Source organism: Pseudomonas sp. GW822-FHT04C11, assembly GCF_058800905.1.
In genome coordinates this window covers 345,856-365,902 of sequence record NZ_JBXAMS010000005.1, presented here as the reverse complement: position 1 = coordinate 365,902, position 20,047 = coordinate 345,856, and the positions used below count along the sequence as shown (strand labels likewise).

Annotated in this window: 17 protein-coding genes; 13 read left to right on the top strand and 4 right to left on the bottom strand. The window is 59.3% G+C overall.

The genetic code is table 11. The annotated features are described in order from the left end of the window. Positions 1-75: 75 nt before the first annotated feature. Positions 76-1,710 (bottom strand): glucan biosynthesis protein D, encoded by a 1,635-nt coding sequence (locus AC1RJ3_RS11340; protein WP_054593839.1) that lies wholly within the window; start codon positions 1,708-1,710, stop codon positions 76-78. 484 nt (positions 1,711-2,194) lie between these two features. Here AC1RJ3_RS11340 and AC1RJ3_RS11335 point away from each other — a divergent pair, with 484 nt between their 5' ends. Continuing rightward, on the top strand, positions 2,195-2,380 hold the full coding sequence (locus tag AC1RJ3_RS11335; RefSeq protein WP_493078964.1) for a hypothetical protein: 186 nt from the start codon (positions 2,195-2,197) through the stop codon (positions 2,378-2,380). A gap of 63 nt (positions 2,381-2,443) precedes the next feature. Here AC1RJ3_RS11335 and AC1RJ3_RS11330 read toward each other — a convergent pair whose 3' ends face one another. From AC1RJ3_RS11330 to AC1RJ3_RS11320, 3 genes are all read right to left on the bottom strand, one after another. After that, positions 2,444-3,385, bottom strand: a complete 942-nt coding sequence (locus AC1RJ3_RS11330; protein ID WP_493078962.1) for a hypothetical protein — start codon at positions 3,383-3,385, stop codon at positions 2,444-2,446. A 59-nt stretch (positions 3,386-3,444) separates the two neighbouring features. Then, complete coding sequence (locus tag AC1RJ3_RS11325; RefSeq protein ID WP_103319585.1) at positions 3,445-3,672, bottom strand: hypothetical protein; 228 nt, start codon at positions 3,670-3,672, stop codon at positions 3,445-3,447. A gap of 354 nt (positions 3,673-4,026) precedes the next feature. Beyond that, positions 4,027-5,307, bottom strand: a complete 1,281-nt coding sequence (locus AC1RJ3_RS11320) for a glycoside hydrolase family 68 protein (protein WP_493078960.1) — start codon at positions 5,305-5,307, stop codon at positions 4,027-4,029. Between the two features lie 670 nt (positions 5,308-5,977). Between AC1RJ3_RS11320 and AC1RJ3_RS11315 the strand changes: the two genes are divergently transcribed. The 12 genes from AC1RJ3_RS11315 to AC1RJ3_RS11260 all read left to right on the top strand — a co-directional run bounded on the left by AC1RJ3_RS11315 (position 5,978) and on the right by AC1RJ3_RS11260 (position 19,992). Then, positions 5,978-6,346 (top strand): DUF6124 family protein, encoded by a 369-nt coding sequence (locus AC1RJ3_RS11315; RefSeq protein ID WP_477773628.1) that lies wholly within the window; start codon positions 5,978-5,980, stop codon positions 6,344-6,346. Between the two features lie 297 nt (positions 6,347-6,643). Further along, positions 6,644-8,206: a methyl-accepting chemotaxis protein gene (locus tag AC1RJ3_RS11310; protein ID WP_489110996.1), complete on the top strand. Its 1,563-nt coding sequence runs from the start codon at positions 6,644-6,646 to the stop codon at positions 8,204-8,206. Then, entirely contained in the window at positions 8,206-8,742 is a 537-nt protein-coding gene (locus tag AC1RJ3_RS11305; protein ID WP_493078958.1) for a chemotaxis protein CheW, read from the top strand. Before AC1RJ3_RS11310 ends, AC1RJ3_RS11305 begins: the two co-directional genes overlap by 1 nt. Next, complete coding sequence (locus AC1RJ3_RS11300; RefSeq protein ID WP_493078956.1) at positions 8,739-10,016, top strand: CheR family methyltransferase; 1,278 nt, start codon at positions 8,739-8,741, stop codon at positions 10,014-10,016. Before AC1RJ3_RS11305 ends, AC1RJ3_RS11300 begins: the two co-directional genes overlap by 4 nt. After that, positions 10,013-10,696, top strand: coding sequence for a chemotaxis protein CheW (locus tag AC1RJ3_RS11295; RefSeq protein WP_493078954.1), 684 nt, complete (start codon positions 10,013-10,015; stop codon positions 10,694-10,696). Before AC1RJ3_RS11300 ends, AC1RJ3_RS11295 begins: the two co-directional genes overlap by 4 nt. Then, the gene (locus AC1RJ3_RS11290; RefSeq protein ID WP_493078952.1) at positions 10,693-12,987 is read left to right on the top strand and encodes a hybrid sensor histidine kinase/response regulator; all 2,295 of its coding nucleotides are present in this window, start codon (positions 10,693-10,695) and stop codon (positions 12,985-12,987) included. The genes AC1RJ3_RS11295 and AC1RJ3_RS11290 overlap by 4 nt, the downstream gene beginning before the upstream one ends. Further along, complete coding sequence (locus tag AC1RJ3_RS11285; RefSeq protein ID WP_054593822.1) at positions 12,984-13,994, top strand: chemotaxis response regulator protein-glutamate methylesterase; 1,011 nt, start codon at positions 12,984-12,986, stop codon at positions 13,992-13,994. Before AC1RJ3_RS11290 ends, AC1RJ3_RS11285 begins: the two co-directional genes overlap by 4 nt. 42 nt (positions 13,995-14,036) lie before the next feature. Beyond that, complete coding sequence (locus AC1RJ3_RS11280) at positions 14,037-15,038, top strand: response regulator (protein ID WP_054593821.1); 1,002 nt, start codon at positions 14,037-14,039, stop codon at positions 15,036-15,038. Positions 15,039-15,144: 106 nt separating this feature from the next. Then, positions 15,145-16,240, top strand: a protein-coding gene (gene prfB, locus AC1RJ3_RS11275; RefSeq protein ID WP_102667242.1) for a peptide chain release factor 2 whose coding sequence is annotated in 2 segments (ribosomal slippage) — positions 15,145-15,216 and positions 15,218-16,240 — 1,095 coding nt in all. Because the reading frame shifts where the segments join, the coding sequence is not laid out codon by codon here. A gap of 110 nt (positions 16,241-16,350) precedes the next feature. Continuing rightward, positions 16,351-17,853, top strand: a complete 1,503-nt coding sequence (gene lysS / locus AC1RJ3_RS11270) for a lysine--tRNA ligase (RefSeq protein ID WP_493078949.1) — start codon at positions 16,351-16,353, stop codon at positions 17,851-17,853. Positions 17,854-17,967: 114 nt separating this feature from the next. Continuing rightward, positions 17,968-18,672 carry a TetR/AcrR family transcriptional regulator gene (locus tag AC1RJ3_RS11265; protein WP_054598170.1) on the top strand — a complete coding sequence of 235 codons (705 nt, stop codon included), beginning with the start codon at positions 17,968-17,970 and terminating at the stop codon, positions 18,670-18,672. A 42-nt stretch (positions 18,673-18,714) separates the two neighbouring features. Next, a complete protein-coding gene (locus tag AC1RJ3_RS11260) occupies positions 18,715-19,992 on the top strand; it encodes a flavohemoglobin expression-modulating QEGLA motif protein (protein ID WP_054593819.1) in 1,278 nt (425 codons plus the stop codon). Positions 19,993-20,047: the final 55 nt, after the last annotated feature.

Sequence of the window (20,047 nt, the reverse complement as noted above, 5' to 3'; positions counted from 1 at the left end):
AGAGCGGGGTCGACGAGGTAGATTCCGTAGGAGCAAGGCTTGCCCGCGATGGGGCCCGTCCAGGCGCCACTTATCTTATGACGCCGCCCAATCCGGGTACTTGCGCTTGTCCGGCGCAGGCGGGAAATACTGGTACAGCCAGGTTTCGCTCAACGTCCGGTCATGGGTGCGGATGAACAAGCGCAGTTCCACCGGTGCCACGCTGTCATCGGTCGGGACCCAGTCAAAGGTGATTCGATAGCCTTTGATGTCATCCAGCGCCAGCACATTGAAATCTTTGACCTGACCGCTCGACGCCGTGACCACCGGTTCGATGCCGGTGCCTTCAGGCAAGCGATCCAGTCCGCCGCCGGTGAAGTCGACCGCAAAACGCCGCGCCCATACTTTCGGATAGTGCTCGCCGGGGGCCCAGCCTTCGACGAAACCGCCCATGCCCGAACGCGTGGCATTGACCCGTGCCAACGGCGTGCCCACCGGCGGCAGGGCGCTCCAGTAGAGCTTGTAGCCGTAGCTCAGCGAGTCGCCTGCGGCCACCGGTTTTTTCGGGGTCCAGAAGGCCACGATGTTGTCCAGGGTTTCGCCTGTGGTCGGGATTTCCAACAGATCGACAGAGCCTTCGCCCCAGGCGGTGGTCGGCTCGACCCACAGGCTCGGGCGTTTGCTGTACCAATCGACGGTGTCCTGATAGCTGTCGAACTCATGGTCGGTCTGCACCAGTCCAAAGCCTTTCGGGTCCGTGTCGGCGAAGGCGTTGAATTGCAGGGTCGCCGGGTTATTCAGCGGGCGGCAGATCCATTCGCCATTACCACGCCACATCGCCAGCCGATCCGAGTCGTGGATCTGCGGGTGAAGGGTGTCGCACATGCGCCGCTCGTGAGTGCCGCAGCTGAACATGCTGGTCATTGGCGCGATACCGAGTTGCTCAATGGCCGTGCGCGCGTTGACGTGTGCATCAATGGCCATCACCACCTGATTGGCCTGGCAGTCGATGTCAAAGCGGTAGGCACCGGTGGCACTCGGTGAGTCGAGCAGGGCATAGACCACGAAACGGGTGCTGTCCTTGTCCGGGGTTTCGAACCAGAACTTGGTGAAGTCCGGAAATTCTTCGCGCTTCTTCGCGTAGGTGTCGATCGCCAGGCCACGGGCCGACAAACCGTACTGGCCAGTGTTATCCACAGCCCGGAAGTAGCTGGCGCCAAGGAACGACACCACGTCGTGTTTATCCAGCTCCGGGGCCTTGAACAGCTTGAACCCGGCAAAACCCAGGTCACCCTTGAGCTGCGCGGTATCGACGCCGCTGTTCTGGTAATTGAACAGGGACGGGTGGAAATGCACTTCCCGCGCCTGACGGGTCTTGGGGTCGACGCTGTACATGCGCACCGGTTGCTTGAAGCCCATGCCGACGTGGAAGAACTGCACGTCGAGTTGCCCGTTCAAGTCATTCCACAGCGAATGTCTGGCGTCGTACTGAATCGCGTTGAACTGCTGCGGCGTCATGTTCGCCAGCGTCGGTGGCAACACCTGCTTGGTGTCGGCATAACCACTGCTGGCCAGTTGCTTGGCTTGTGCCTGCAACGCCTCGAAGTCGAAGGTCTGGGCCTCGCCATCGGCCGTCCCGGCCCAGGCCCGTGCGGCCAGCAATCCAGTGGCCGAAAGGCCGGTGTAGGCAGCGATGGCCATGGAGGCTTTGAGCAAATTCCTGCGGTGCATAGGACAACCTGTGGTGGACGATCCCGCGGCGTTCCTGGCTGCGATACGGATCAAAATGTGTGGTTCGGACAAGCCTTCGGCCAAACGCGTCGGATTCTAAACAGATGCCCAATAAGATAAAGCGTTCGAAATAACTCGAAAATGATTAGTGCACGCTTCCTGGAAAATTCCCACAGGCCGTGCCAGGCCTGCGTGTTACTCGCAACGCCAGGCGTGCAATTGCATGAGCTGGCCCCCCGAGGATATTCAGCTGTCGTTCAAGCCGACTTGGTGTTTCAAATAAGCGTTTTCATTTATTTGACTAATTACTCTAAAAACAGCTCGCAAACGTTTTTTTGTCCCTATTCTTAGGCTCATGACCGGCCTTTGCCCTTGAGGCCGGTGAACGTTCAGCAGCTGTCTGGCAGGTGCCGGTCGCTGCTGAAGAAGGAGCAGGGCGATGAGGTATCTGAAGTTTCAGTTCACGTGCAGAGGGACATCGTCCATGGAAAAAGCGCAAAGCTTCATCGGGTTTTTAGGGATTTTCTCTGGCTTGAGCCTCTCGCGAAGGTCGCGCCGGCTGAATTCAGAGGAGGCGAAACTCGTCGAGCAGTATCGAGCGTTATCGGAGAATGACCGCATTGCAATGCGCTATCTGGCGGATGCGATGCACCGTGTTTCGCAGTTTTGATACTTTGATGTCTCCAGCAGGTGGGCCGATGCCCACCACTGGAGTCATTGCTGAAGGTGTCAGTCAGAGGCAGGTCGCACCCGGTTGCGGCACTTCTCCACGTTGGGCCAGGCGCGCCAGCACACCGAGGCTTTCAGCATCTTGCCTGGTTGCGGCTTCCCGATAACACGCCAGACCCCGAGGCATGTCGGGTTTGCCCCAGGTGTCGCCGGTGTAGTGGGAACCCAGGAGTGCGTAGAGTTGCGCCGAGTCGAGTTTCCTGACGCCCCGAACCAGCGTTTCTTTAGCCTTTGGTAGATCCTGGCAAGGACCGCTGTACGATGGGTCGCCACGATCACAATAGAACGACGCGAGCAACATGGTTGCCAGCTCATCGTTGTCTGCGTGTGTCAGTAGCAGCTTTTCGATCAGCGCTGGCTCCATCTCCGGTGACATTTCGGAGTAGCTCAAGGCAATGGCCCGAGTCGCCCCTGCGACGGAACCTTGTTCGGCGGCATGCAAGTCGATTTGCTGGGCCAGGACAAAGAAGTACTGGGTCAGTGGAAACTCCTCCCGCGAGCCGTAGCGTTCATAGATCGAGGCTTTGCGTACTTCCCGTTCCAGCGGTGTTTCGTTGGCAGGCACATGCTCATTGAGCAAGCCTTCGACCGACCACTGTTCGATTTTCATCAAGTTCCAGCAGGTGTTTTTCTCGAATACGAAGGCCTGCAAGACATTGCCCAGTTCGTCGTGGACCGCCAACGTGACGTCATCGACCCAGAAGGTTTTCAAGCCGGCCTTGGCCTGCGCTTGGGGATCGAGCAGTGCCAGGGCATCGGGTTTCAAATCGAATAACTTGCGGCGGATCACGACCGGGTAGGACTTTTCGTCGTAAGCAGGGAGTTGCTCCGTCACTGGCGTGGCAGTGTAGGTTTTTTGCAGCTCGGGGCTGACGGAAAAGGCTTTGACGAAGGTCGGCAAATCCTCGGATGGGCAGGTTGGTTCAACGGCGTTGTTTGCATTCACCCACGAGCACCATAAGCACAGAAGGGTGAGTGACAGGTATTTGAGAAAGGCGTGACTGTTCATTGAGGATCCATCGCTCTTAAACGGGAAGTGACTGACTGTCTTGATCGCAATAGATCATCGAACCCAACGGGCTGTTGAGTGTTTTGATCGAGGTAGACATCTTGGATGTTACAGCTGGTCATGCCCAGGAATTGCTCTTCCAGGGTCATGGCGATACAGGTGTTGGCAGTGAGTGCCAGCAGGGCAAACAAGCCGAAAATGGAAAAAACGGTACGACGGGGCATTCACGCGTCCTTGCGAGGAGAGTCAAAGAGGATGTTGATCCAATCAAGCGCTTGTCAGTACGCAATAATGTTCGTGGATGATGTTTAAGTCACTCTCAAATTGCTCGGTCAGTGCGGCTCACTTCAGCCTTCGCATGGGCTTGGTTGGGGAGAGATAGGGAGAGATAGGGGAGGGAGAAGCCCCGTTACTGGCTGCATCCATGCAGCCAGTTCCGAAGGGTCGATGTTACGCATTGTTCAATGCGGCTCCCGATCAAGTCGCAATGAGTCAGGCGCGGATATCTCGATCATATCCACAACGTGTTTGTTATCGAATTCAAACTCGGTGCCTGAAGGCCCTGTGTAACTTCAATACTATTTCAGCGTTACATCAATCATCGGGGGAATGTAACCATAGTCATATTCGGCCACCACGAAAGTCTGCTGCCCTTTCACCTTGATGCCCACTGTCGGCGCTTCAGTGCCGCCGACCCGGTACTGCATTCCGGTGTCGCTTTCCTTTGTGGGTACGGTGTCGATGAACGAAGTCACCAGGCCGTTAGGCATCACGTAATGTGAATAGGTTTGAAATGGCTGGGAAGAGGGGTTGCCCAGCACCAGACCGGAACCGTTCAGTGGCACGTAAGGGCCGAAGAGCGAATCCGCCACGAAACCGTACACCCCGTCCGGACCGGTCACACCGTCGGCATAAGTGAATTTATGGCTGATGGTGAACAAATAGTATTTGCCGTCCTGAAACAGGAAGTGTGGACGTTCGGTCTGGTCATTGACGCCTACTGCAGTCAGCAGTGGCGGCAACATTTCCCAGTCGTCGCCATCTTCGTCATTTGCTACGGCGATACCGACACAGGCGGTTTGGAAGCGCGAGTTACCGACATCTTCATAGCCCGGCGGTACGTCGCCGATTTCAGCTTCGCCGACCTTGTGCGAACCACGCTCACCGGCCACGTTGCCCTCAAACAGCATGTACAACTTGCCGTCTTTCGGATCGCGGAACGGCCATGGATCACGGAAGCCCCAGTACGGACTCTGCGCTTCGGTCTGATAGATCTCGCCGTCAGCCTCGAACAGCGACGTAACCTTTTTGAAGCCCACCATCTCGACGCCATGCTCGGTAGTGACCACGCGGCCACGCACCTTGACGATCGTGGCGCCCGGCGTGACGGCGGTGTAATACAAATCCACATCGCCCTGGTCGTTCAACAGAATCGGGGAGCCAGCCCATTCACGCGTGGTTGGAGACACACCTTGCGCCATCACGCGACCACCAAACTGCCAGTCTTTACCGGTGCGGGAAAACCAGTAGTACATCTTTGCCCGACCATGACGATCGTTCCAGTCTCGGATGATGTCGTAATTACCGTTCTCGTCGATGTACTCCGGATCATTCGGGTGACGATCTGCCGTCAAGGTGAAAATGACCGACCAGCCGTCGACAGAAGCCACGTTACCGTCGATATCGCGCAGCGGCATGGTGTCCCAGATGAACACCTCGTTGTTCAATACCGGGAAATCCGCACTGACCAGAGGCTGGGTAGTGGTCGGATCATCCGCGTGAACTTTTAGCGCATCGGCGCGGGTCCACAAGCTGGGCTGGTGGGGAAGCTGACCAAGTTTTTCAGTGTTGCTTTTCATAGGGAGTACCTCATCCATGAATATATTTAAATGAATCTTCGTTAGTGACTGTATATCCATACAGTGATTTCACTGTAAGTCAGTGGATTTTCAAGATCAAGGAAAAATTCCATTTTTTTGAATTTATGGGTTTTTTGTTGCTAGCTGATACGTTTCATCAGGTGATTTTTTGCACAAAAAAGGCCTCCCTCTCGGTAAGTCTCTGGTCGTCCGCCGTGCGGCATGATGTGGTTTTGAAGTGAAAAGATCTTTTTTGACCGTTACGCAGCCCAACGGAGGGCACGCTCCGTTCGCCACAAATCAGTACGCAATTTTTGATCTGTTTATTCTTTCCCCAAAGCCTCGGTCGGAGGCTACGTTGCCTTGCGTCGCTGCCTACACCTGCGCCAGAATCCGCCGGCTTGTGCGTCTTGGGCCTGGCTCCTATTGTTTCCGTGTCGCTGCCCATTCAGCGACCGGGTTTCGCAGCCCGGGTAATCTCTAGACGCACAACGTCCCCGTTCGTGAGCAGGTGTCCTCTATGCCTGTCAGTTCATGTTATGGCGGTTGTGCGTGGGAGACCTTCGGGTCTGCCGGTTCTAGAGTCCCGGTCTGCGAACCCGCGTACAGCTGCCACCTCCCTTTGCTTCGCAGCGAATCGTGGCAGCTCCATGACTCTAGGAGCATCAGCATGTTCAAAGCCACGCCCAATCCACCCGAAACCGATCCGGTTTCTCCCTACGCCTCCCTCGATTCAAAAGAACTCCACGCCGCCGCGCACCGTGCGCTCGACCATTACCTGGTATTGCCCGAGACCAAGCAGTTGTTGGCCGACCGACGCCCCGGCTGCATTTTCGTCATTGCCCCCGACGTCGACAGCGAAACCCTGCTGGCCCACGCCTGCGAAACCCTCGCCTCGGTGAATGTCATGGCCAGCGATCTGGCGTTTGAGCTTGAAGGCCCCAAACGCAATACCGCGCTGGCGATTCAGCAGATGATTTCCCTGGCCGAGTTGGCGGTGAATCGGGCGCTGGATAACTTCGATCAGCCAGAGACTTAGCAGCACCACGGTGTGGCGAGGGAGCTTGCTCCCGCTGGGCTGCGTAGCAGCCCCAAAACCGGCGAATGAGATCCATCTGAAGAATTGTCATTGCCAATATTGGGAGCGCTACGCGCTCCAGCGGGAGCAAGCTCCCTCGCCACAGGTGTTTCGTTGCTACTTGAGATGCAGCGCTTATAAAACGCAGCGTGCCCTCGGCTATACTCCCCTCCATTTGAACGGCCCCGAGGACTGACTGTGAAGAACTGGACGTTGCGCCAACGCATTTTGGCGAGCTTTGCGGTAATTATCGCCATCATGCTGCTGATGGTCATGGTCTCGTTCTCGAGTCTGCTGAAGATTGAGTCCAGCGAGGAAACGGTCCAGTCGGATGCCGTTCCGGGGCTGTATTACAGCTCGATGATTCGTGGCGCCTGGGTCGACACTTACGTCTTGACCCAAAGGATCGTTGGCCTCTCGGAACATCGCGACATGAGTGCCGCTGACCTGGAGCTGTACAAGGGCGCCGAGGCGCACCTGAAAGACGAGATGGGCAACTATCGGAAAACGATCTTCACCACCGAGGATCGGGCCGGGTTCGAAGCGTTCGAGGCTCGTTATCAAACGTACAACCAAGCGTTGGCTAAAGTCGTCGGGCTGTATCAGCAAAAACAATACGAACAGGCTCGTCTGGCGCTGGAGCAGGAGTTGACGCCCGCGTGGGTCGATGGCCGCAAGCAGTTGAATGCTGTGATTGATAGCAATCGTGATCAATCCGCTAACGCTACCGAGGCCATCCGCCAAGCAGTTACTGCGGCAAAAGCCAGCATGGGTGTGTCTTTGCTGGTGGCGGTCATCGCCGCCGGCCTCTGTGGCCTGCTGTTGATGCGCGCGATCATGGCGCCGATGAATCGCATCGTGCAGATCCTCGACATCATGCGCACCGGCGATCTCAGCAGCCGCTTGAACCTTGATCGCAAAGACGAATTCGGCGCGGTGGAAACCGGCTTCAACGACATGATGACCGAGCTGACCTCGCTGGTGTCCCAGGCGCAGCGTTCCTCGGTACAGGTCACCACCTCGGTGACCGAGATCGCCGCCACCTCCAAACAGCAGCAGGCGACCGCCACTGAAACGGCGGCCACTACCACCGAAATCGGCGCCACCTCGCGTGAAATCGCCGCCACCTCGCGGGACCTGGTGCGGACCATGACCGAAGTCTCCACCGCCGCCGATCAGGCCTCGGTGCTGGCCGGTTCCGGTCAGCAGGGGCTGGCGCGGATGGAAGAGACCATGCACTCGGTGATGGGCGCGGCTGACCTGGTCAATGCCAAACTGGCGATCCTCAACGAGAAGGCCGGCAACATCAATCAGGTGGTGGTGACCATCGTCAAGGTTGCAGACCAGACTAACCTGCTGTCGCTGAACGCCGCCATCGAAGCGGAAAAGGCCGGGGAGTACGGTCGCGGTTTTGCCGTGGTCGCCACCGAAGTTCGCCGTCTGGCAGACCAGACCGCCGTCGCCACCTACGACATCGAGCAGATGGTTCGCGAGATCCAGTCGGCGGTGTCGGCCGGCGTCATGGGCATGGACAAATTCTCTGAAGAAGTCCGCCGTGGCATGTCCGAAGTGCAGCAGGTCGGTGAGCAACTGTCGCAGATCATCCACCAGGTTCAGGCGCTGGCGCCGCGGGTGTTGATGGTCAACGAGGGCATGCAGGCCCAGGCCACGGGCGCCGAACAGATCAACCATGCGCTGGTGCAGTTGGGCGATGCCAGCAGCCAGACGGTCGAGTCCTTGCGTCAGGCCAGTTCCGCCATCGACGAGCTGAGCCAGGTGGCCGTTGGGCTACGCAGCGGCGTCTCGCGATTTAAAGTCTGATGAGCGAACTCGTGGCGAAGCGCGGCGCAGGCATGGCGCCCAGGCAGTCATTGTTTCTGGTGTTTCGTATCGGTGACGAGCGTTATGCATTGCAAGCCATTGAAGTGGCCGAAGTGCTGCCGCGCCTGCCGCTCAAACCGATTGCCGGGACGCCTTCATGGGTCGCGGGGGTGTTTGCCTATCGCGGCGCGGTGGTGCCGGTAATCGATGTCGGCGAGCTGGCGTTCGGTCAGCCGGCCCAGGCGCGCACCAGCACTCGATTGGTGCTGGTGCATTATCAGCCGAATGACGCCACGCCCCGGCAATTGCTCGGGCTGATTCTCGAGCAGGCCACCGACACCCTGCGTTGCAACCCGGCGGACTTCCAGCCCTATGGCCTGGATAACCGTCAGGCGCCGTATTTGGGGCCGGTGCGTGAAGACGCCCAAGGGCTGCTGCAATGGGTGCGTGTCGCAGACTTGCTGGATGCCCAGGTGCGGGCGCTGCTGTTCCCGTCGCCGCCGCTGGACCTGGCGATGCTTGAGGAGCGCCTATGAGCTGCGACCAGCGCTTTTTCGACTTCCTCAAAGAACGTATCGGTCTGGACGTGAACTCCGTCGGCCCGGCGATCATCGAGCGGGCCGTGCGCCAGCGCATGACCGCGCAGCAGGTGGAAACGGCCGATGAGTACTGGCTGCGACTGCGAGGCTCGGCAGACGAGCAACAGGCATTGATCGAAGGCGTGATCGTCCCGGAAACCTGGTTTTTCCGTTACCCGGAATCCTTTGCCACGCTGGCCAGGCTGGCGCTCAAGCGCCTGGCCGAGACCAAGGGTATGCGCGCGCTACGGATTCTCAGCCTGCCGTGCTCGACTGGCGAAGAACCGTATTCGATTGCCATGGCGTTATTCGATGGTGGGCTTGCGCCGCACCAGTTCAAGGTCGACGGGGTGGACGTCAGTCCGCTGTCGGTCGAGCGAGCCAAGCGTGCGCTGTACGGCAAGAACTCCTTTCGTGGGCAGCAAACCGATTTCCGCGAGCGCTACTTCAGCACCGAAGACGACGGCTATCGCGTCAGCGAGCGGGTGCGCGAACAGGTGCGTTTGCAGGTGGGCAACCTGCTGGACCCGACCTTGCTGGCCAATGAGCCAGCCTATGACTTTGTGTTTTGTCGCAACCTGCTGATCTATTTCGATCAGCCTACCCAGCAACAGGTTCTCCAGGTGCTCAAGCGCCTGACTCATGTAGAGGGCGTGCTGTTTATCGGCCCGGCCGAAGGCAGTTTGCTGGGGCATCTGGGGATGCGTTCGATCGGTATCCCACAATCCTTCGCTTTCAGCCGTCACAGCGAGCCTGAACCCGCGCCGCCCTCCGTGTTTAGTGCACCGCCGTTGCCGGTGAGTTTGCCCCTGCGCAGCGTTTCACTACCGCCAGTGCGCAGCCGACCGTTTGCCGTTGTTGCACCGGCGCCGCGTGCGAGCCTTGAGAAAGCGCCGAATACCGATGCGGCAACGCTGCTGGCAAGCATTGCAGCCCTGGCCAACGAAGGTAAAAGCCTCGAAGCTCAGGCCGCCTGTGAGGAATACCTGCGCCACCATGAGCCGGTGGCGCAGGTGTTTTACTGGCTGGGGCTGCTCAGTGATGTCGCCGGCAACGTGCTGCAAGCCCAGGGTTTTTATCGCAAGGCGCTGTATTTGCAACCGCAGCATCCCGAAGCACTGATGCACCTGTCGGTGTTACTGGCGTCCCAGGGGGATGCGTCCGGTGCCCGTCGATTGCAGCAACGCGCTGCTCGTAATGAGCGCACCGCTGACAGTGAGCGTAAACGATGACCGGTACTGTTTCGCTGAACGTGACCCATGAAGATGCCCAGGCTATCGACGACTGCTGGAACCGTATCGGTATCCACGGCGACAAGTCCTGCCCGCTGCTGATCGAGCATATTCACTGTCGCAATTGCGCGGTGTATTCCGCGGCGGCGACACGTTTGCTGGATCGCTATGCCTTGCAGCAGGACGACCGCGCGCAAGTGTCCACTGCCGTTGAAACGGACGTGGTCACGCGCTCGCTGTTGATGTTCCGCCTCGGCGAAGAATGGCTCGCCCTGGCCACCCGCAGCCTGGTGGAAGTGGCGCCGATGCAGGCGATTCATTCGCTGCCGCATCAGCGTTCGCGGGCGCTGCTGGGGGTGGCGAATGTGCGTGGCGCGCTGGTGGCGTGCCTGTCGCTGGTGGAATTGCTCGGGCTGGAAGCGACCACCGGTGTTGCCTCTGGCGTGCGGATCATGCCGCGCATGTTGATCATTGCTGCTCACGGCGGCCCGGTGGTGGTGCCGGTGGATGAGGTGGACGGGATTCATGCCATTGATGAGCGGATTCTCGATGCCGCGTCCCGCTCAGGTGAGCAGGCCAGTGCCAAGTACACCCGTGGCGTCCTGCAATTCAGAGGTCGCAGCCTGCGCTGGCTGGATGAAGAACAGGTGCTGTCCGCCGTGACCCGGAGCCTGACATGACCCCCGATCAAATGCGCGACGCGTCATTGCTGGAACTCTTCAGTCTTGAAGCCGAGGCCCAGACCCAGGTGCTCAGCGCCGGGTTGCTGGCGCTGGAACGTGACCCGACCCAGGCCGATCAGCTGGAAGCCTGCATGCGCGCCGCGCATTCGCTCAAGGGCGCGGCGCGGATCGTCGGTGTGGATGCCGGAGTCAGCGTTTCTCATGTGATGGAAGATTGCCTGGTCAGCGCGCAGGAGGGTCGACTTTTTCTGCGCCCCGAACACATTGATGCGCTGCTGCAAGGCACGGACTTGCTGATGCGCATTGCCACGCCAGGCAGTGCCAACGTGGGGCCGGGCGATATCGAAGCCTACGTGGCGCTGATGGGGCGTTTGCTCGATCCATTGGCGGCGGTTGCAGCACCTGCCGTGGCACAGCCCTCATTGCCGCCCGAGGCACCGGCACCGCACGTCGAGCCGCCGGACCTGGTGTCGGAACTTGAGTCGTCGCTGGCGGCCTCGGTCGAGGCGTCGCGTAAAGCCAAGCGCGTCACCGAAGGTGGCGAGCGGGTGTTGCGGGTGACCGCCGAGCGCTTGAACAGTCTGCTCGATCTGTCGAGCAAGTCGCTGGTGGAAACCCTGCGTCTCAAGCCTTACCTGGCGACGATGCAGCGTCTCAAACGTACGCAGAGCAACAGTCTGCGCGCCCTGGAAAACCTCAACGTTCACCTCAAGGGGCAAGACCTGGGTCTTGAGGCCCTGGAGGCGCTCGGCGATGCGCGGCGGCTGTTGGCCGAATCGCAGCAGTTGCTGGCTGAGAAAACCGCTGAGCTTGATGAGTTTGCCTGGCAGGCGAGTCAGCGCGCTCAGGTGCTGTATGACACGGCGCTGGCCTGTCGCATGCGGCCGTTTGCCGATGTGCTGACCGGGCAGGCGCGGATGGTTCGCGACTTGGGGCGTAGTCTGGGCAAACAGGTACGGTTGGAAATCGAGGGTGAAAAGACCCAGGTCGATCGCGACGTGCTGGAGAAGCTCGAAGCGCCGCTGACCCATTTGTTGCGCAATGCGGTAGACCACGGCATCGAAACGCCCGAGCAACGCCTGCTGGCCGGCAAGCCTGCCGAAGGACTGATTCGCCTGCGCGCGTCCAACCAGGCCGGGCTGCTGTTGCTGGAGTTGAGCGACGATGGCCATGGCGTGGACCTGGAACAAGTGCGCGCCAGTATCGTCGAACGTCAATTGTCGCCGGCCGAGACCGCGGCGCAGTTGAGCGAAGAAGAGCTGCTGACGTTCCTCTTCCTGCCGGGCTTCAGCCTGCGCGACAAAGTTACCGAGGTGTCCGGGCGTGGCGTAGGCCTGGATGCGGTTCAGCACATGGTCCGCCAGTTACGCGGCGCTGTGGTGCTGGAACAGAAGGCCGGCGAGGGCAGTCGTTTCCAGCTTGAGGTGCCGTTGACGTTGTCGGTGGTGCGCAGTCTGGTGGTGGAAGTGGGCGAGGAGGCGTATGCCTTTCCACTGGCGCACATCGAGCGCATGTGCGATTTGGCAGCGGACGACATCGTCCAGGTGGAAGGTCGTCAGCACTTCTGGCACGAAGGTCGACACGTTGGCCTCGTCGCGGCCAGCCAGCTGCTCAATCGCCCGGCGAGTCAGAACAGCCCGGCGACCCTTAAAGTCGTGGTCATCCGTGACCGCGACACGGTGTACGGTGTGGCCGTCGAGCGTTTTATCGGCGAGCGCACGTTGGTGGTGCTGCCGCTGGATGAGCGGCTGGGCAAGGTTCAGGACATTTCTGCCGGGGCCTTGCTCGATGACGGGTCGGTGGTGTTGATCGTCGACGTCGAAGACCTGCTCCGCTCGGTGGACAAACTGCTCAATACCGGTCGCCTGGAACGGATCGCCCGGCACAGCCAACAGGCCGCCATCGTCGCGCGTAAACGTATTCTGGTGGTCGATGACTCACTGACGGTTCGTGAGTTGCAACGCAAGCTGCTGCTCAATCGGGGTTATGACGTGGCCGTAGCGGTTGACGGCATGGACGGCTGGAACGCACTGCGTGCCGAGGAATTCGACCTGCTGATTACCGATATTGATATGCCGCGCATGGATGGGATCGAGCTGGTTTCATTGTTGCGCCGTGACAATCGGCTGCAATCGCTGCCGGTGATGGTGGTGTCCTACAAGGATCGTGAAGAAGACCGTCGTCGTGGGCTGGACGCTGGAGCCGACTACTATCTAGCCAAGGCCAGCTTTCATGACGATGCACTGCTCGATGCAGTGGTTGAGCTCATAGGAGGAGCGCGAGCATGAAGATCGCTATCGTCAACGATATGCCCATGGCCGTGGAGGCCCTGCGTCGAGCCTTGGCCTTCGAGCCGGCGCACGAGGTGGTCTGGGTCGCCCGTAATGGCGCCGAGGCGGTGCAACGTTGCGCCGAGTTCACCCCGGACCTGATCCTGATGGACCTGATCATGCCGGTCATGGATGGCGTCGAAGCAACACGCCGGATCATGGCCGAGACCCCGTGCGCTATTGTTATCGTCACGGTGGACCGACAGCAGAATGTCCATCGGGTGTTCGAGGCCATGGGCCACGGCGCGCTGGATGTGGTCGATACCCCGGCCCTCGGCGCGGGCGATCCGAAAGAAGCCGCAGCGCCGCTGCTGCGCAAGATCATGAATATCGGCTGGCTGATCGGCGAGCGCGGTAACCGTGTGCAATCGGCGCCGGCCCTTCCTCGTGTTCTCGGGCAACGCCAGAGCCTGGTGGCCATCGGTTCTTCTGCTGGCGGGCCGGCGGCGCTGGAAGTCTTGCTCAAGGCCCTGCCGCGCGATTTTGCGCCGGCCATCGTGCTGGTCCAGCACGTTGACCAGGTGTTCGCGGCCGGCATGGCTGAATGGCTCGGCAGCGCCAGCGGTCTGGACGTGCGCCTGGCTCAGGAAGGCGAGCCGCCGCAAAGCGGGACGGTGTTGCTGGCGGGCACCAATCACCACATTCGTTTATTGAAGAACGGTACGCTGGCCTACACCGCCGAGCCGGTCAACGAGATCTATCGACCCTCGATCGACGTTTTTTTTGAAAGCGTGGCCACTTATTGGAACGGAGATGCAGTCGGTGTGCTGCTGACCGGCATGGGGCGCGATGGCGCCCAGGGACTTAAATCGATGCGCCAGCAAGGCTACTTGACCATTGCTCAGGATCAGCGCAGCAGTGCGGTATATGGCATGCCGAAAGCGGCCGCCGCCATCGACGCCGCTGTAGAAATTCACCCGTTGGACAAGATAGCGCCACGATTGCTGGAGATCTTTGCAAAATGACTCATCATTGCAGCTGTACTTGCCTTATTCAGGTGCCCGCACATGGATGATTTACAGCTCGACGCCTTTAAAACCGATGAGAACGCCGCGATGGTGCTGCTGGTCGACGACCAGGCGATGATCGGCGAAGCCGTGCGCCGCGGGCTGGCGAACGAGGAGAACATCGACTTCCATTTCTGCGCCGATCCGCACCAGGCCATCGCCCAGGCGATTCGCATCAAGCCGACGGTGATCCTGCAGGACCTGGTCATGCCCGGTCTGGACGGCCTGTCGCTGGTGCGCGAATACCGCAACCACCCGGCGACCAAGGACATTCCGATCATTGTGCTGTCGACCAAGGAAGACCCGCTGATCAAGAGCGCGGCGTTTGCTGCAGGGGCCAACGATTACCTGGTCAAGCTGCCGGACAACATCGAACTGGTCGCGCGCATTCGTTATCACTCGCGCTCCTACATGACCCTGATCCAGCGCGATGCGGCCTATCGGGCGCTGCGGGTCAGTCAACAACAGTTGCTCGACACCAACCTGGTGCTGCAACGCCTGATGAACTCCGATGGCCTGACCGGGCTGTCTAACCGTCGCCATTTCGACGAATACCTTGAGTTGGAATGGCGTCGGGCCATGCGTGACCAGGCGCAACTGTCGCTGTTGATGATCGATGTCGACTATTTCAAGTTGTACAACGACAGCTTCGGCCATCTGGAAGGCGACGAAGCCCTGCGCAAAGTCGCCACGGCGATCCGCGATGCCAGCAGCCGGCCTTCCGATCTGCCGGCGCGTTATGGCGGTGAAGAGTTCGTCCTGGTATTGCCCAATACCTCGCCGGGCGGGGCACGCCTGGTCGCGGAAAAACTCCGGCAGACCGTGGCCGGAATGAACATCCCGCATGTTGTTCCGGCCGAAGGTGCGAGCCTGACCATCAGCATCGGCCTCTCGACCATCACCCCGCAGCCGGGCAGTGATTACCGTCAATTGATCTCGGCGGCGGACAAGGGGTTGTACCTGGCGAAGAACAATGGACGCAATCAGGTCGGCATCGAATGAACCCGCACGTTCATTCGCCGTTAAAGCCGCCAGGCGGGCTGCCGTGACAGCGTGATTACGTTATACTCGCCGGCTTTCAAAAGTTCGCCAACGAGTGCTGCCCGCCATGGAAATCAACCCGATCCTTAACAGTATCAAGGACCTGTCCGAGCGCTCCGAAACTATTCGGGGGTATCTTTGACTACGATCAAAAGCATGAGCGTCTGACCGAAGTCAATCGCGAGCTTGAAGATCCGAATGTCTGGAACAACCCGTCGTACGCTCAGGAACTGGGCCGCGAGCGGTCCCTGCTGGCGCAGATCGTCGAAACCCTCGACCAGATGCACAGCGGCCTTGCCGACGCCAAAGACCTGCTGCTGATGTCCGCAGAGGAAGAAGACCAGGCTGCCGTCGATGACGTCGCTGCCGAAGTCGAGCGTCTGCGCGAGGCCCTGGAAAAACTCGAATTCCGTCGCATGTTCAGCGGTGAGATGGACGCCAACAACGCCTACCTGGATATCCAGGCCGGCTCCGGCGGTACCGAGGCCCAGGACTGGGCCAACATCCTGCTGCGCATGTACCTGCGCTGGGCGGACAAACGCGGTTTCGACGCGACCATCATGGAGCTCTCCGCCGGTGAAGTCGCCGGGATCAAGGGCGCAACCGTGCACATCAAGGGTGAATACGCCTTTGGCTGGCTGCGGACCGAGATCGGCGTGCACCGTCTGGTGCGCAAGAGCCCGTACGACTCCGGTAACCGTCGCCATACCTCGTTCTCGGCCGTGTTCGTGTCGCCGGAAATCGATGACAACATCGAAATCGACATCAACCCGTCGGACCTGCGCATCGACACCTACCGCTCCTCGGGCGCCGGTGGTCAGCACGTAAACACCACCGACTCGGCCGTACGTATCACCCACGTACCGACCAACACCGTGGTCAGCTGCCAGAACGAACGTTCCCAGCACGCCAACAAAGACACCGCGATGAAAATGTTGCGGGCGCGCTTGTACGAGCAGGAAGTGCAGAAACGCAACGCTGCTTCCCAAGCCCTGGAAGACACCAAGTCGGACATCGGCTGGGGTCACCAGATTCGCTCGTATGTGCTCGACCAGTCGCGAATCAAGGATTTGCGTACTAACGTCGAACGCAGCGACTGCGACAAGGTGCTCGACGGCGACATCGACGAATATCTGGTGGCGAGCCTGAAACAAGGCTTGTAACGAATGCACTGCAGTGGTCACTGATTCAACGACCCTGTAGGAGCGAGGCTTGCCCGCGAACCCCAGCCGAAGGCTGGGGGCAACGAACCTGTGATGGAATTTTTAAAGACATGAGCGACCTAGAACTCGATTCGCAAGCCCTGCAACAGGAAGAAAACTCCCTGATCGCCCTGCGCAAGGAAAAGCTTGCTGCCGAGCGCGCCAAGGGCCAGGCCTTCCCCAACGACTTCCGCCGCGACGCCTACTGCGAAGATTTGCAGAAACAGTACGCGGACAAAACCAAGGAAGAGCTGGCAGAGGCTGCGATCCCGGTCAAGGTTGCCGGTCGTCTCATGCTCAACCGTGGCTCGTTCATGGTGATCCAGGACATGTCCGGGCGCATTCAGGTTTACGTCAACCGTAAAACCCTGTCAGAAGAAACCCTGGCCGCCGTTAAAACCTGGGACCTGGGCGACATCATCGCCGCCGAAGGCACCCTGGCCCGTTCCGGCAAGGGCGACCTGTACGTTGAAATGACCAACGTACGTCTGCTGACCAAATCCCTGCGCCCGTTGCCGGACAAGCACCATGGCCTGTCCGACACCGAACAGCGCTATCGCCAGCGTTACGTTGACCTGATCGTCAACGAAGACGTGCGTCAGACCTTCCGCGTGCGTTCGCAAGTGATTGCGCACATTCGCAGCTTCCTGATGAAGCGCGACTTCCTGGAAGTCGAAACGCCGATGCTGCAAACCATCCCGGGCGGTGCGGCGGCCAAGCCGTTCGAGACTCACCACAATGCGCTGGATATGCAGATGTTCTTGCGTATCGCGCCGGAGCTGTACCTCAAGCGTCTGGTGGTAGGTGGTTTCGAGAAAGTGTTCGAGATCAACCGCAACTTCCGTAACGAAGGTGTTTCGACTCGTCACAACCCTGAATTCACCATGTTGGAGTTCTACCAGGCCCACGCCGACTACGAAGACAACATGGACCTGACCGAAGAACTGTTCCGTGAACTGGCGCAGTTGGTTCTGGGCAGCACCGACGTGCCGTACGGCGAGAAGGTGTTCCACTTCGGCGAGCCGTTCGTGCGTCTCTCGGTGTTCGACTCGATCCTCAAGTACAACCCCGAGCTGACCGCTGACGACCTGACTGACATCGACAAGGCTCGCACCATCGCCAAGAAGGCCGGCGCCAAAGTGCTGGGCTTCGAAGGTCTGGGCAAGCTGCAGGTAATGATTTTCGAAGAGCTGGTCGAGCACAAGCTGGAGCAGCCGCACTTCATCACCCAGTACCCGTTCGAAGTGTCGCCGCTGGCCCGCCGCAACGACGAGAACCCGAACGTCACCGACCGTTTCGAGCTGTTCATCGGTGGCCGCGAAATCGCCAACGCCTACTCCGAGTTGAACGACGCGGAAGACCAGGCCGAGCGCTTCATGGCTCAGGTGGCCGACAAGGACGCCGGTGACGACGAAGCCATGCACTACGATGCTGACTTTGTTCGCGCACTGGAGTACGGCATGCCGCCGACCGCCGGTGAAGGTATCGGTATTGACCGACTGGTGATGTTGCTGACCAACTCACCGTCGATTCGCGATGTGATCCTGTTCCCGCACATGCGGCCGCAAGCGTAAATGTTTCAATTAAAAAGCCGCCTATAACAGGCGGCTTTTTATTGCCTGTCTGGTACAAACGTATCAATTGGTTACTTTTGACGTTAGAGAGGAATATCTGTCGTGAATCGTGCATTGGCTCAAGAAGGAGCAGCTGGCATCGCCACTGCGGTTGCTGAAAGCGTTCAGTATCAGGGACGCAAAGCCAGCCGACAGGGAAGCGAGCAGCGTCGACAGGAAATTCTCGATGCAGCGATGCGCATCGTCGTACGCGACGGTGTTCGTGCGGTACGTCACCGCGCCGTGGCCGCCGAAGCGGGTGTGCCGCTGTCGGCGACCACTTACTATTTCAAGGATATCGATGACCTGCTCACCGATACCTTCGCTCAATACGTCGAACGTAGCGCCGCCTACATGGCCAGGTTGTGGGCCAATAACGAAGGCTTGTTGCGCGAGATGGTCATCAGCGGCGACGGCAGCCCCGAGTGCCGCTCACAGTTGGCTGACGACATCGCACGGCTGATGGCGGACTATGTTCACCGGCAATTGATCAACCGCCGCGAGCACCTGATGGCCGAGCAGGCCTTCCGCCAGGAAGCGTTGCTCAACCCGCGCCTGGCGCTGCTGGTGCGCTCGCATCAGCAAATTCTCTTGCAGGGCACTTGCCAGCTTTTCCAGGTATTGGGTTCGCGAGAGCCGCAGCAGGATGCCAAAGTGTTGACGGCGATTATCGGCCGGATGGAATATCAGGGCCTGCTCAACGACGCAGAGCCCGAGGCCGAACAAGAGATGCTCGGCATTCTGACGCGATATATGCACCTGGTGCTGGCGTCGGCCTGATCAAAACACGCGATACGCAACGGTTATCAACAGGAGCACCGGGTGGACGAATACCAGCAGACGATACGCACGTTGTCCGATCGCATAGTGCTGGCGCAGACGCCGATTCGGGTACTCGATGCGGTCAAGTGGGACGACAACATCCGCAAGGGTTTCCTCAAGGCCAAAGGCAAGGAAATGCCGGCGGTGGATCGCGACTACTACCTCAACCGGCCACTGTCCTTTGACTCCAGCAAAGTGAAGCTGGAATTCCAGAACATCGAGCGCGACATCACCCGTCAGCTCGGCCAGTTCAACCCGGTCGGGCAGATCATGCGTCGCATGTGCAAGGAATACCGCATGGTGGTGCGGATGCTCGAAGCACGTGGCACCGAAGATTTCGGGTTGATCTCCCAGGAGCTTTACGGCGCGGCGTCCGATGCGTTCCACGCCGGCGACCCGACCCTGGCCGACCTTGGCCTGATGATGTCCGACTACCTGAACAACATCGATGGCCGGGGCGACCTCAAGGACGAACCGAAGATCCTCACCGCCAAGGAAGCCGTGCACTTGCTGCAAACCCGTTTGAACAAGGTCTTTGGCGAAGCCGAGGAAACCATTCGGGTGTTCGAGTCCGACGGTATTGTCGCGGATGCGGCGGCTGGTGCCGACTACATCAAGATCCGCGCTGACGCGATGTTCAACGAACGTGACGTGCGCGCCCTGGAAGTCCATGAAGGGCTGGTGCATGTCGGCACCACGCTTAACGGTCTGAATCAGCCGATCTGTACTTTCCTTTCCAAAGGTCCACCGTCGTCGACCGTGACCCAGGAGGGGTTGGCGATCCTGATGGAAATCATCACCTTTGCGTCCTATCCGAGTCGCTTGCGCAAACTGACCAACCGTACCCGGGCGATTCACATGGCCGAGGAGGGCGCGGACTTCTTGCAGATCTTCGAGTTCTTCCGCGCTCAAGGCTTCGAGATGGCTGAAAGCTATAGCAATGCCAGCCGGGTTTTCCGTGGTTCGATACCCACTGGCCTGCCATTCACCAAGGACTTGTCCTACCTCAAGGGCTTTATCATGGTTTACAACTACATTCAGTTGGCCGTGCGTAAAGGCAAGCTTGAGCAGATCCCTTTGCTGTTTTGCGGCAAGACCACCCTGGAAGACATGCGCACCCTGCGTCAGTTGGTGGATGAGGGCCTGGTGGAACCACCCAAGTACCTGCCGGACCAGTTCCGTGACATGAACGCCTTGTCGGCCTGGATGTGTTTCTCCAACTTCCTCAATCACCTGAGCCTGGATCGGATCGAAGCGGATTACTCGAACATTTTGTAATGGCGTCGAAAGATCTTCTAAACAAAAGCCCCTGAATCGTGAGATTCAGGGGCTT

Bases quoted from the DNA above. Each gene is read 5' to 3' on its own strand.
- AC1RJ3_RS11340 (WP_054593839.1), bottom strand. From the start codon at position 1,710: ATGCACCGCAGGAATTTGCTCAAAGCCTCCATGGCCATCGCTGCCTAC.
- AC1RJ3_RS11335 (WP_493078964.1), top strand. From the start codon at position 2,195: ATGGAAAAAGCGCAAAGCTTCATCGGGTTTTTAGGGATTTTCTCTGGC.
- AC1RJ3_RS11325 (WP_103319585.1), bottom strand. From the start codon at position 3,672: ATGCCCCGTCGTACCGTTTTTTCCATTTTCGGCTTGTTTGCCCTGCTG.
- AC1RJ3_RS11320 (WP_493078960.1), bottom strand. From the start codon at position 5,307: ATGAAAAGCAACACTGAAAAACTTGGTCAGCTTCCCCACCAGCCCAGC.
- AC1RJ3_RS11315 (WP_477773628.1), top strand. From the start codon at position 5,978: ATGTTCAAAGCCACGCCCAATCCACCCGAAACCGATCCGGTTTCTCCC.
- AC1RJ3_RS11310 (WP_489110996.1), top strand. From the start codon at position 6,644: ATGCTGCTGATGGTCATGGTCTCGTTCTCGAGTCTGCTGAAGATTGAG.
- AC1RJ3_RS11305 (WP_493078958.1), top strand. From the start codon at position 8,206: ATGAGCGAACTCGTGGCGAAGCGCGGCGCAGGCATGGCGCCCAGGCAG.
- AC1RJ3_RS11300 (WP_493078956.1), top strand. From the start codon at position 8,739: ATGAGCTGCGACCAGCGCTTTTTCGACTTCCTCAAAGAACGTATCGGT.
- AC1RJ3_RS11295 (WP_493078954.1), top strand. From the start codon at position 10,013: ATGACCGGTACTGTTTCGCTGAACGTGACCCATGAAGATGCCCAGGCT.
- AC1RJ3_RS11290 (WP_493078952.1), top strand. From the start codon at position 10,693: ATGACCCCCGATCAAATGCGCGACGCGTCATTGCTGGAACTCTTCAGT.
- AC1RJ3_RS11285 (WP_054593822.1), top strand. From the start codon at position 12,984: ATGAAGATCGCTATCGTCAACGATATGCCCATGGCCGTGGAGGCCCTG.
- AC1RJ3_RS11280 (WP_054593821.1), top strand. From the start codon at position 14,037: ATGGATGATTTACAGCTCGACGCCTTTAAAACCGATGAGAACGCCGCG.
- lysS (WP_493078949.1), top strand. From the start codon at position 16,351: ATGAGCGACCTAGAACTCGATTCGCAAGCCCTGCAACAGGAAGAAAAC.